Annotated in this window: 13 protein-coding genes; 2 read left to right on the forward strand and 11 right to left on the reverse strand. The window is 29.9% G+C overall.

From position 1 onward, the window contains the following. Nucleotides 1-2: 2 nt before the first annotated feature. The 6 genes from coaBC to ACMHJW_RS03640 all read right to left on the reverse strand — a co-directional run bounded on the left by coaBC (nt 3) and on the right by ACMHJW_RS03640 (nt 4612). Nucleotides 3-1202, reverse strand: a complete 1200-nt coding sequence (coaBC, locus tag ACMHJW_RS03615; protein WP_413532057.1) for a bifunctional phosphopantothenoylcysteine decarboxylase/phosphopantothenate--cysteine ligase CoaBC — start codon at nt 1200-1202, stop codon at nt 3-5. Beyond that, complete coding sequence (locus ACMHJW_RS03620; RefSeq protein WP_019973784.1) at nt 1202-1525, reverse strand: DNA-directed RNA polymerase subunit omega; 324 nt, start codon at nt 1523-1525, stop codon at nt 1202-1204. The genes coaBC and ACMHJW_RS03620 overlap by 1 nt, the downstream gene beginning before the upstream one ends. Nucleotides 1526-1549: 24 nt before the next feature. Then, the gene (locus ACMHJW_RS03625; RefSeq protein ID WP_413532058.1) at nt 1550-2434 is read right to left on the reverse strand and encodes an outer membrane protein assembly factor BamD; all 885 of its coding nucleotides are present in this window, start codon (nt 2432-2434) and stop codon (nt 1550-1552) included. Between the two features lie 81 nt (nt 2435-2515). Next, a complete protein-coding gene (locus tag ACMHJW_RS03630) occupies nt 2516-3022 on the reverse strand; it encodes a ferritin (RefSeq protein ID WP_413532059.1) in 507 nt (168 codons plus the stop codon). Nucleotides 3023-3034: 12 nt separating this feature from the next. Continuing rightward, nucleotides 3035-3913 (reverse strand): 4-hydroxy-tetrahydrodipicolinate synthase, encoded by an 879-nt coding sequence (gene dapA, locus ACMHJW_RS03635; protein WP_413532060.1) that lies wholly within the window; start codon nt 3911-3913, stop codon nt 3035-3037. A gap of 225 nt (nt 3914-4138) precedes the next feature. Continuing rightward, nucleotides 4139-4612 (reverse strand): hypothetical protein, encoded by a 474-nt coding sequence (locus ACMHJW_RS03640; RefSeq protein ID WP_413532061.1) that lies wholly within the window; start codon nt 4610-4612, stop codon nt 4139-4141. A gap of 208 nt (nt 4613-4820) precedes the next feature. Between ACMHJW_RS03640 and ACMHJW_RS03645 the strand changes: the two genes are divergently transcribed. Then, a complete protein-coding gene (locus ACMHJW_RS03645; RefSeq protein ID WP_413532062.1) occupies nt 4821-5477 on the forward strand; it encodes an HAD family hydrolase in 657 nt (218 codons plus the stop codon). Nucleotides 5478-5487: 10 nt separating this feature from the next. On the opposite strand, the gene ACMHJW_RS03650 is transcribed toward ACMHJW_RS03645, so the two are convergent. From ACMHJW_RS03650 to ACMHJW_RS03665, 4 genes are all read right to left on the reverse strand, one after another. Beyond that, nucleotides 5488-7257, reverse strand: a complete 1770-nt coding sequence (locus tag ACMHJW_RS03650; protein WP_413532063.1) for a MutS-related protein — start codon at nt 7255-7257, stop codon at nt 5488-5490. A 93-nt stretch (nt 7258-7350) separates the two neighbouring features. Next, a complete protein-coding gene (locus tag ACMHJW_RS03655) occupies nt 7351-7959 on the reverse strand; it encodes a fumarylacetoacetate hydrolase family protein (protein ID WP_413532064.1) in 609 nt (202 codons plus the stop codon). Nucleotides 7960-7962: 3 nt separating this feature from the next. Next, on the reverse strand, nt 7963-8721 hold the full coding sequence (locus ACMHJW_RS03660) for an exonuclease domain-containing protein (RefSeq protein WP_413532065.1): 759 nt from the start codon (nt 8719-8721) through the stop codon (nt 7963-7965). Next, nucleotides 8718-9458, reverse strand: coding sequence for a CDP-alcohol phosphatidyltransferase family protein (locus ACMHJW_RS03665; protein ID WP_413532066.1), 741 nt, complete (start codon nt 9456-9458; stop codon nt 8718-8720). The genes ACMHJW_RS03660 and ACMHJW_RS03665 overlap by 4 nt, the downstream gene beginning before the upstream one ends. A gap of 104 nt (nt 9459-9562) precedes the next feature. Between ACMHJW_RS03665 and ACMHJW_RS03670 the strand changes: the two genes are divergently transcribed. Beyond that, nucleotides 9563-10663, forward strand: coding sequence for a PorV/PorQ family protein (locus ACMHJW_RS03670; RefSeq protein WP_413532067.1), 1101 nt, complete (start codon nt 9563-9565; stop codon nt 10661-10663). 19 nt (nt 10664-10682) lie between these two features. Here the strand turns inward: ACMHJW_RS03670 and ACMHJW_RS03675 are convergent, their stop codons facing one another. Next, the gene (locus ACMHJW_RS03675; protein ID WP_413532068.1) at nt 10683-11516 is read right to left on the reverse strand and encodes a sulfurtransferase; all 834 of its coding nucleotides are present in this window, start codon (nt 11514-11516) and stop codon (nt 10683-10685) included. Nucleotides 11517-11528 lie beyond the last annotated feature (12 nt).

Below are 11528 nucleotides of genomic sequence, written 5' to 3' on the forward strand. Positions count from 1 at the left end.
TTTTATAACTTATTTAAAATGACATTTAAAATATCTTCTGCAACATCTGTTTTTGATTTTGCATTGAATTGTTGCATTGATAAATCTTTGTCAATAATTGTGATTTTGTTTGTATTCTTCTGAAATCCAGCTTCTTTATCTTGCATCGAATTAAGAACAATAAAATCAAGATTCTTTTTAATTAATTTTTTCTTTGCATATTCTTCTTCATTATTCGTTTCCAATGCAAAACCAACCAATAATTGATGAGTTTTGATTTCGCCTAATGATTTTAGAATATCAGGGTTTTTAATCAATTCGATAATTAAATTATCATCGTTTTCTTTCTTAATTTTTTGTTCAGCTATTTCTTTTGGACGATAATCTGCAACAGCAGCCGACATTACAACAACATCAGCATCAGCAAAATTAGCGTGCATTGCATCGTACATATCACGAGCAGAAACAACATTTATTCGATCAATAGGAAATCCTGAAACAGATTCGTGACTTGGACCACTTACCAAGGTAACTTTAGCACCAAGATTAGCAGCTGCTTTCGCAATCTCGAATCCCATTTTCCCTGAAGAATAATTACCTATAAAACGAACAGGATCGATGTTTTCGTATGTTGGTCCAGCAGAAACCACAACTTTTTTTCCGTGAAGTGGGAGCGTAGCTTTGATTGAATTTTCTAAAAAAGAAATAATGTTTTTAGGCTCAGCCATTCTACCTTCACCAACTAATCCACTTGCCAATTCTCCTGCTTCTGCAGGAATGCAAATATTTCCGAAAGATTCTAATTGAGCAATGTTTTCAAGTGTAGAAGGATGCTTGTACATATCCAAATCCATTGCTGGAGCAAAATAAACAGGACATTTTGCAGAAAGATAAGTTGCTAAAACTAAATTATCACATGTTCCATCTGCCATATGCGATAATGTATTTGCTGTGCAAGGAGCTATAATCATATAATCAGCCCAAAGTGCATATTCTACATGATTGTTCCAATCACCTTTATCTCCGAAAAATTCCCATTCTACAGGATGTTTAGAAAGCGTTGAAAGTGTAAGTGGTGTAACGAAGTTTTGGGCTTCTGGAGTCATAATAACTTTGACATCAGCTCCCTTTTTGATAAGTCCTCTAACAAGAAAAGCGGCTTTGTAGGCCGCTATTCCGGCAGAAACTGCCAAAAGAATTTTTTTACTATGTAAAACAGACATTATTTATCCTCATTTGGATTTCTGTAATATACGTCATTGTCTAACCATTCTTTAACCGCAATTGAAGTCGGTTTTGGTAATCTTTCGTAGAATTTTGAAACTTCGATTTGCTCTCTGTTTTCAAAAACTTCTTCTAAAGAATCTGTATGTGCAGCAAATTCATCCAATTTCTGAATTAATTCAGTTTTCATTTCTTGGTTGATTTGTTCTGCTCTTTTTCCCATAATTACAATTGATTCGTACAAGTTTCCTGTTTTCTCATCAATTTTATTACGATCATAAGTTTGTGTTGTTGGTGCTGCACCGATATCCTTGAAATTCATAATGAAAGAATTTTATATATTTTACTATTTTTTATTATTTTGCTCTTTGTTTGATTCAGCTTGTTCTGCCTCAATTTTTTTTCTTAAAATGTCTAAATCAGCTATTGCTTTTTTAGTAACAATCATATCCTTGTCGATTTTTTCCATCAATTTATCAGCTTCTGCTTTAAATTTTGTTTGAGGATAATATCTTGTTAACAAAAGGTATTCTGTTCTAGCATCTTGTAAACGTAAATCTTTATTCTCTAAACGAGAGAAGTTTAACGCTAATTCTGTTTTAGAACGTAAAGAATACATCATTGCTTCTTCACGAAATTTAGAATCTGGGTATTCATCAATCATATTATCGAAAGAAACCGCAGCAGCCTTATATTTCATAGTTTTAAAATAAACTTTTGAAATTTCGAAAGACTTTAATTCTAACTTTTGTCTAAGTTCTGTAATATAATTATTCGCTTCTGTAACATGTGCAGATTCTGGATACGAATTGATGAATCCTTGTAACTCACTAATTGCTGTATATGTACTTGTCTGATCCAAGTCATATTTTGGCGAATCTTTGTAATATGAAAATGCTGATTTGAACAATGCTTCTTCTGCACGGCTATCCATAGGATAGGCACCTGCAAAACTTTTGAATTGATGTCCTGCAAGACGGTAACTTTTTTCGTTAAAGTTACCTTGTGCCATATTGTAAGCAATATCTGCAGATTTTTCAGTTCCTACAAATGATGTAGAAATTTTTTCATATAATTCATTCGCTAAATCATATTTACCATCTTGATACAATTGTGTGGCTAAGGTAAAGATTTCATCTTTATCCGTACTTTTCATCGCTTTGTTGTAGGTCTTGTTACAAGAAACTACTGAAGCTCCAATTAAAACTACTAAGCTTAGTTTTTTAAACATTCTGCAAATTTAATAAAATTTGAGGACTAAATTATAAAATATTTTCTTCTTATCCTCTTAATAAAATATCAAAGTTTTGATTTATTCCGCTGTTGCGTCTGCGCTTAATGTAACTATATCACGGTCAAATAAATATAAACCACCTTTGTCAGAACCAATCATTTCTAATTTATCTAAGATATTTCTTGCTAATTTTTCTTCTTCAATTTGTTCAGAAACATACCATTGTAAGAAATTATGTGTTGAATAATCTTTTTCTTCTAATGTTAATCCAACAATTTCATTAATAGAATCAGAAACAAAACATTCGTGAGTTAAGATTGCTGTAAAAACATCTTTCAATGTAGAGAAATCTTGTTTTGGTTCTGAAATTTGTGGTACATGTGCTTTTCCACCTCTTTCGTTAATAAATTTAATTAACTTCAACATATGCATACGTTCTTCGTCTGCATGAGAGTATAAGAAGTTTGCAGTTCCTTCTAAACCTTTAACTTCTGCCCAAGAAGCCATTGCTAAATATAATTGAGAAGAATCTCCTTCTAATTTAATTTGTTTGTTTAACGCGTCTAATATTGTATCTTTTATCATAGCTTTTTTATTTTATATGTTTAATAATAATTGATTAATTTTTGATGTCAAATTCGCTGAAGCAGGAACTAAAGGTAATCTTGTAAACGGCTTACAAATACCTTTGTTTTCTAAAACAGCTTTTATTCCGCAAGGATTTCCTTCTTCGAAAATCGCTCGTGTAATTCCTACAACCTTATAATGAGCTTCATATGCTGAAACTACTTCTTTATTGATTGCTTTGCGAATCATATCTGTAAAAATAGTTGGAATACCTTGTCCAATAACAGATATAACACCAGAACCACCTGCTAAAGTCATCGGAACAGCAAATTCATCATCACCAGAAATAATATTGAAATCTTCTCGCGTATTTTTGCGAATGATATCTGTTGATTGTAAAAAATCTGGCGAAGCTTCTTTGATTGCAACTATATTTTTAAATTCATTTGCTAAACGAATTGTTGTATCTGCAGAGATATTAGAACCAGTTCTTCCAGGAACGTTATACAAAATTATTTTTGCATCTGTATTTTCTGCAATTGCTTTATAATGTTGGTAAATTCCTTCTTGATTTGGTTTATTATAATAAGGCGAAACGGTAAGAATCGCGATATAATCACTTAAATCTGTTTCTTGGTATTCTTTAATAACTTCTGCTGTATTATTTCCTCCAATACCTAAAACCATCGGAACACGATTAGCATTTGCCTTCTTTATTGTTTCGATTACGTGTTTCTTTTCATCTTTTGTAAGTGTTGCTGCTTCAGCAGTAGTTCCTAAAATAACTAAATATTCAACACCGCCATCGATACTATAGTTTACTAAATTTTCTAAAGCAACATAATCTACGGTACCATTTTGTTGAAAAGGTGTAACCAAAGCAACTCCTGTTCCAATTAATTCTTTCATCTTTTATAAATGTTATTATATCTTCTAATACAAGGTTAAAATTATGGATTATATCTCGAATATTCAAATATAGAAGGTAATCTATAATTGGTCTTAGATAAAATCAAAATCATTCAAAAATAATGATAAATTCAGAGGAATAAAATTAATTTTAGTTTAGATTTTATGATTTTACTTATGAAAAAGTCACTTTATTAGTGACTTTTTCATATTCTTAAGATTTTATTAATTCAATGTGTATTTAAATCCTAAAGAAAAACGTCCTGCTTCGAAGTTAGAATCGTTTGTTAGATTCCACCAAGGTTTCCAATCGAAATGTATAGCTAAAGGAGCAGAAGGAATTTTGTATTCTAAACCAGCTTGTGGACGAATTGCAAATAATGTTTTGTCTCCATGATAGTTGTTTCCATAATCAACAAAAGCTAATTGCGGACCAACACCAACATACCAGCCTAAACCATTTGTTCCAGAAAAAGATTCATTATATGTATAATCTGCACCTAAAACAGTAATATGATCTCCAAACATAACTTGTAGATTACCTGCATTTTTTCCATCGAAAGAATGTTTGAACTGCGGACCAACTAGTGTTTCACCATCTCCTAAATCTATTGCAATACCCAATGCATTTTTATAATCTTGAGCATTTACTTGATTAAATCCTAATGCCATTACAGCGACCAATAAAACCTTTTTCATCAATAATCTTTTTTAATTTACTGTCTACTTTTTAACAAAAAGCATGCAAATGTTATATTAATATTAAATTTTTAAGAATAAAAGGTTTATTTTGTAACGGATATTATTTTGTTTATCAACTATATATCTATTTAATTTAAAATCGTTCTAAAAATTTTGATCACTAATTCTTCATAAAAAACTTACTTTTGTAAAAAATAAAAAAAGAATGATCAAAACAGTTATTTTCGACATGGACGGTGTGATAGTAGATACAGAACCAGTTCATAAATATGCTTATTTTGAACATTTTAAAGAGTTAAATATTCCGGTTACAGAAGAGTTATTCAGCACATTTACAGGCCAATCGACAAAGAATGTTTATCAAATTCTGAAAGATAAATTTGATTTGAAATCAGATGTAAATGATTTAGTTTTAAGAAAACGTGCCATTTTTAATGAAGCTTTTGATACAAAACCTGATTTATATTTGATTGATGGAGTTGAAAATTTGATTAAAGATTTATACAAAAATGGAATCGAATTAATTTTGGCTTCTTCAGCTTCGAAATCAACAATTGATCGAGTTTTTAATCGTTTTGATTTGAATCAATATTTTTCACATAAAATTTCTGGCGAGAATTTCCCGAATTCAAAACCCGATCCAGCAATTTTTTTACATGCTGCCAATTTAGCAAAATCTGAACATGCTGAATGTATTGTAATCGAAGATAGTACAAATGGAGTGGAAGCTGCTTTTCGTGCAAATCTGTATTGTTTGGGTTACAAAAGTGAAAATTCTAAAAAGCAAAATTTAGAGAAAGCCAATATAATTGTTGATGATTTTAATACAATTGATGCCGATTTTATTAAAAAACTAAACTAACAATTTAAGATTAATCAATAATCTTAAATTGTTTCATCAAGAAAATGGCATTCATCATTTTGGTTGTACCTTTTCTTAATTTATAATCAGAAAAATAATTGTTGTCAACGTTTTTCAATTCAAAACAATAATTGATGATATGAGCAGGATTCTCAGTTTCCATTTTCGTTAATTCTAAATCGTGCGTTGCAATAAAACCAATTAATTTGGTTGGAGATTTGATTAATTTTTCTAAAAATTTCTGCGAACCAATCAATTTATCTTCCGAATTTGTTCCTTTCAATATTTCATCTAAAATGATAATTTGTGGTTGATTATTTTCTAAACGATCAATCAAAATTTTCAATTTATTAATTTCATTTTTGAAATAAGAATCGCCAGAAGAAAGATTATCCACCGTTCTGATACTTGTAAATAAATCCATCGGATGAAACAACATTTTATCAGCACTTACTTTTGCGCCATTCATTGCTAAAACCAAATTTGTACCAACAGTTCTCAAAAAAGTACTTTTTCCAGCCATATTTGCGCCAGTTATAATTGCAATATTGTTTGGACGATCGGTTTCAAAACTATTTTTTACAACAGTTTTTTCGTCTAATAAAGGATGAAAACCATTTGTGATTTTTAAGGCAAAAGGATCTTCGACAATTTCTGGATAAGTAAACGATTTGTATTTATCATTAAACAAAGCAAACGAAACAAAAGCTTCTAATTTAGCTAATTCATCTAACCAAGGTTTTATTTGATGAACTGTTTTTTGTACTTCATTTTCGAATTTTATTGAATAATACAATCGCCATAAGAAAAATGTATTCAATACAAGTCCTATAATTGGGAAAGTAGAAGCATCTAAAGTTTCTTTTGTTGAAGAAATAGTTTTGATTAAAATTGATGATTTAAAAGGTTTTTGAAACTTATTTTGAATTTCCACATTCAGTTTCGATTCAAAAGTAGTGTTTTCAATATGTCGAAAAACTTCATATAAATTATCCAATTCATTAGCTTTCATTGTTGTATAAGCAGCAATTCTTCGAAGCTGATGTTTGTAAAACATCGAAATAACATTCGAAACAATAACAGCTCCTAAAATCCAATAAAAAACCATTTCTTTCGGGAAACCAATAATTGCTAAAGCAATAAAGCACAGAATATTAATAACAGAAATTATAATCGGAAATAACTTTACGGAATCATTATTAAAAACTCGATTTTCGAACACAAAAAGAGAAGATTGATTCATGTTTAATCGCTTTGTAAACGTCAAAAATTTTACAATCCAATTTCTATTTTGTGCCAATTCTATAAAAGCATTTTGACGATCAATAATTTCAGCTTTATCTAAAATCAAATTCGATAAAAAATGTTTTAATTGTAAATTTCCAATTCGTGTTTGTGTTTTATTGATTCGGTTGAAAATTGATTTTCCTTCCAGAATATCCAAATCTTTGTTGTAAACATTATTGAATTGAGAATTATCTTCTGCAAATTGATCAATAGAATCATCTGATTTTATTTGCGAAATAATTTCTAAAGCTTGAATAGAATAATTGAGTTCAGAAGAAATTTTGGAAGTTTTAACAACCAAAATGATAAAAATAATAAATAAAATAGAAGAAATAAGCAGATAAAAATCGTTGCTAGAAGTGATATAAAGCGCAAAAAAAACAACAGAAATTATAAATGAAATAAGTCTGATATTGCTAATTTTATTCTTTTTCGATTTTAAAAGATTAAAATTTTCTTGTAGTTTTTCTTCGATTTTTAGATAGTTTTCCATTCTTAATTTTATTTCTGAATAAAGGTAAAGGTATAAATGATAAAAGAGCAAAAAATTGCTCTTTTAAGTTGTTTTTGTAATGATGTAAATAGATTATAATACTTTAATTTCGAATACTTTTTCATCATTCAAATAACCTTCTAATAAGTCTTTTGAATTGATTTTTGAAACTCCTGCCGGAGTTCCTGTAAAAATTAAATCGCCTTTTTTTAAGGTAAAATATTTAGAACATTCAGCAATTAATGTATTGATATGAAAAATCATATCTTTTGAATTTCCTGTTTGTACATTTTCTCCATTTCGATCTAATTTGAATGCTAAATTCTCTAAATCGAAGTTTTCTTTTGGAAAAAAATCCGAAGCAAATGCAGAACCATCAAAAGCTTTGGCTATTTCCCAAGGGAAACGTTTTTCTTTCAATTCTTGTTGTACATCGCGCGCTGTAAAATCAATTCCTAAACCGATTTCTGAAAAATAACGATCTGCAAATTGAGGCTGAATCATTTTTCCAACACGATTAATTTTAATGACAATTTCTGTTTCAAAATGAACTTCTTTTGTAAAACTTGGAATAACAAAAGGAAATCCTTTTCTTAAAATCGCTGAATCTGGTTTCATGAAAAACATTGGCGATTCGGGAATTGGATTATCTAATTCTTTTGCATGTTCGACGTAATTTCGTCCGACACAAATAATTTTCATCGCTTAAAAACCGTTTTGTAATTTGATTCGTGTAAAAACTTTTTTCGTATATAATGGGAAATCTGCACTTTGCAACCAAGCATAATATCCAGGATCTTTTGCAAAAACATCCGAAACAATTTGTCCTTTGTATTTTCCGAAAGAAATAATTTCTTGGTCTTTATCATTATATTGAATAAAACCAGCTAAATCTGCTGTTCTGCGTTGAGAAGAGAATTCGCTCAAAAATTTGTTGTCATTTTCAAGTTCATCATACTTTTCGATTTGCGCCATAAGAACTTCATAAGTTGCCATTGTATCTGCTTCAGCAGAATGTGCATCAATCAAATCTTTGTTACAATAATATTTATAAGCTGCGCTTAGATTACGAGGTTCCATTTTATGATAAATCACTTGCACATCAATTGGACGATGTTTTGATAAATCAAAATCGAAACCATTGCGCAACAATTCTTCTGCTAAAAGTGGAATATCAAAACGATTTGAATTATATCCTGCTAAATCAGAATCTTTTATCATTTCAATAATTGCAGGAGCAAGTTCTTTGAAAGATGGAGCGTTTGCAACATCTTCGTCAGAAATACCATGAATTAAAGTAGTTTCTGGAGGAATTGGAATTCCTGGATTTACTTTCCACGTTTTTACTTCTTTCGTTCCATCTGTAAATGCTTTCACAATAGAGATTTCTACGATACGATCTTTTGAAACATTTGTTCCTGTTGTTTCTAAATCAAAGAAACAGATATTTTTAGTTAATTTCATTTTGTAATTTCTTTTCTAAAAATGATTGAGATAATGATATACAAAAGGATAATTAGTGGAATTGCTGCAACTTGCAACCAAGCAACTAAACCAATTGTAATTATTAAGAAAATGTATTTATAATAATTTTCTGCCCAACTCAATCCTTTAAATTTTAAGGCAAATAATGGTAAATCGACAATTAATAAAATACTAAATACAATAGAAACGGCAATTAATAAATAGGGATCTATTGATGGATTTATAATTTGTCCGTTATTGTAATAGATAGAAAATAATGAGAAAATAAATAAGGTATTAGATGGCGTTGCTAAGCCTTTGAAATAAGTTGCTTGATCTTCATCTAAATTAAATTTTGCTAAACGCAATGCCGAAAAAGCCGGAACTAAAAAGGCAAATAATGAAATAGCAGCAATTTTTAAATTCTCGTTTTCATAAATAAAATCGGTTGAAAAATGATTAAACATCGAAAATAGCATCAATCCTGGAACAACTCCAAAAGAAATACAATCTGCTAAAGAATCCAATTCTTTTCCAATCGGACTTCCAATCTTCATTAATCGAGCAACCATTCCATCTAGAAAATCAGCAACCAAAGAGATCAACATCAAAACCATCACAATTGTAACTGTGGTAGTTGTAATTTGAGCATTACTCGAAATCATAAAAATAGCTGATAATACACCACAAGAAAGGTTAAGTAGTGTTAGAAGGTTTGGAATTGTAATTAATTTCATAAATGAATTTTTCAAGACAAAAATACAAACAAAAATTAATCTGAATCCTTTTTAAACACAATAAAACCACTAATTTTGAGTTTTTATACCGTAATTAATCAATTTTGAAGAAAACATTACTTTTAATATCTGTTTGTGTTAGTCAATTAACTTTCGCTCAAACTGCGCGTAAATACTCAAACGAATTTTTGAATATTGGAGCAGATGCACGTTCGTTTGCAATGGGAAATGCAGTTGTTGCAAATATTGGAAATGCAAATGCGAGTTATTGGAATCCTGCTGGATTAACAGAAATTACATATGATTGGGAAGCTTCTGCAATGCATGCTGAGTATTTTCAGTCAATTGCAAAATTTGATTATGCTGCTGTAGCTATTCCGTTAAGAGAAAGTAATTCGACAATTGCCTTTTCATTAATGCGTTTCGGTGTAGATGATATTTTGAATACAACAGAATTAATTGATAATCAAGGGAACATTAATTACGATAAAATTTCTAAATTTTCCACAGCAGATTATGCTTTGACAATGTCTTATGCAGGAAATGTGTTCAATAATAAAAACATTCAATTTGGTGCAAATGCGAAATTAGTTTACCGACATATTGGGAAATTTGCAAATGGTTTTGGATTCGGAATTGATCTTGGATTACAATATCGTACTGATAACAATATGTACTTTGGAGTAATGGCGCGCGATATTACGACAACATTCAATGCGTGGAGTATCAACAAAGAAAAAATAAAAGAAATTTCGATTGATGAACCAAGTGTTGAAGGTGAACCAACAATTTTGAATGATTTACCTGGAGAAAATATTGAGTTGACAATGCCAAAATTACAATTGGGAGTTGGAAAGAAATTTGATTTCAATGAACGTGTTTCGTTGTTGGGAGAAGTGGATATGAATATTGAATTTCAACAAACAAACGCAGCTATTTCAGGAAAAGGATTTACAATTGCACCACAAGTTGGTTTAGAATTGGGCTACGATAATATGGTTTTTGTTCGAGGAGGATTGAATAATTTACAAAAAATTGAACAATTTGATGGAAAACAAAAAACTCAAATTCAACCAAACGTTGGAGTAGGTTTCAAATACAAAGGAATTTCCATCGATTATGCTTTAACAAACTTTGGAAACAGTGGTTTGGGATTGTATTCTAATATTTTTTCAGTTCGTTTTGAAATGGATAAATGGCGATAAGAAAAATAATATTCAAAAATTATCTTTCTATTGGTAAATTTTCATCAGCGCCCCATTCAGACCAAGAACCATCATAAACTTTTATTCCGTCAAAACCTGCAATTGTTGATGCCAAGGCTAGGATAGAAGCTGTGATTCCAGAACCGCACGAAAATATATTCTCTTTAGAAGAATCTGTTATTTCATCAAAAATAGTTCTTAATTCTTCTTTTAATTTGTATTTTGTATTAGCTAAAACATTTTCAAAAAATAAGTTTTTCGAATTTTGAATATGACCACTTCGTAAACCTTTTCTTGGTTCTGGAGAAGTTCCATTGAAACGACTTGGTGATCGTGCATCTATAATTGTTTTCGACTTATCATTTATTGCATTTAATATAATTTCTGTATCGGCAAACCAATCTTTTTGAAAATTAGCCTTGAAATCACCTTTTTTATCTGCGTGAATATAAGACGATGTTGTTTCAAAATTATTTTCAATCCAAGCAGGCAATCCGCCATCTAAAACATATACTTTTTCGTGTCCCATTGTTTTGAACATCCACCAAACTCTCGGGCTCGAATAAACGCCCCAACGATCATAACAAATAATGATAGAATCTTGGTTAATTCCTAAATTTTGGGCTTCTTCTGTAAATGAATTCTCATTAACAAGTGTATGAGGAAATTGAGATGAATGATCTGAAAATTTGCTTTCCAAATCAAAGAAAATAGAATTTGGGATTAACTTTAATTCATGATCTTTTATAGAATTTCCAACTTTATTAATTGTACAATCCAAAATAATTAAATTATCTAAATGCAAATTATGATGTAATTCTTCAGCTGATATTAATGGCGAATTGAAAGTCATTTCTATTTTATT

It is taken from the genome of Empedobacter brevis, assembly GCF_965118635.1.
GTDB lineage: Bacteria > Bacteroidota > Bacteroidia > Flavobacteriales > Weeksellaceae > Empedobacter > Empedobacter brevis_A.

What these genes read in the sequence shown, in the direction of transcription:
- coaBC (WP_413532057.1), bottom strand. Translation starts at nt 1,202, where the DNA reads ATGTCTGTTTTACATAGTAAAAAAATTCTTTTGGCAGTTTCTGCCGGA.
- ACMHJW_RS03620 (WP_019973784.1), bottom strand. Translation starts at nt 1,525, where the DNA reads ATGAATTTCAAGGATATCGGTGCAGCACCAACAACACAAACTTATGAT.
- ACMHJW_RS03625 (WP_413532058.1), bottom strand. Translation starts at nt 2,434, where the DNA reads ATGTTTAAAAAACTAAGCTTAGTAGTTTTAATTGGAGCTTCAGTAGTT.
- ACMHJW_RS03630 (WP_413532059.1), bottom strand. Translation starts at nt 3,022, where the DNA reads ATGATAAAAGATACAATATTAGACGCGTTAAACAAACAAATTAAATTA.
- dapA (WP_413532060.1), bottom strand. Translation starts at nt 3,913, where the DNA reads ATGAAAGAATTAATTGGAACAGGAGTTGCTTTGGTTACACCTTTTCAA.
- ACMHJW_RS03640 (WP_413532061.1), bottom strand. Translation starts at nt 4,612, where the DNA reads ATGAAAAAGGTTTTATTGGTCGCTGTAATGGCATTAGGATTTAATCAA.
- ACMHJW_RS03645 (WP_413532062.1), top strand. Translation starts at nt 4,821, where the DNA reads ATGATCAAAACAGTTATTTTCGACATGGACGGTGTGATAGTAGATACA.
- ACMHJW_RS03650 (WP_413532063.1), bottom strand. Translation starts at nt 7,257, where the DNA reads ATGGAAAACTATCTAAAAATCGAAGAAAAACTACAAGAAAATTTTAAT.
- ACMHJW_RS03655 (WP_413532064.1), bottom strand. Translation starts at nt 7,959, where the DNA reads ATGAAAATTATTTGTGTCGGACGAAATTACGTCGAACATGCAAAAGAA.
- ACMHJW_RS03660 (WP_413532065.1), bottom strand. Translation starts at nt 8,721, where the DNA reads ATGAAATTAACTAAAAATATCTGTTTCTTTGATTTAGAAACAACAGGA.
- ACMHJW_RS03665 (WP_413532066.1), bottom strand. Translation starts at nt 9,458, where the DNA reads ATGAAATTAATTACAATTCCAAACCTTCTAACACTACTTAACCTTTCT.
- ACMHJW_RS03675 (WP_413532068.1), bottom strand. Translation starts at nt 11,516, where the DNA reads ATGACTTTCAATTCGCCATTAATATCAGCTGAAGAATTACATCATAAT.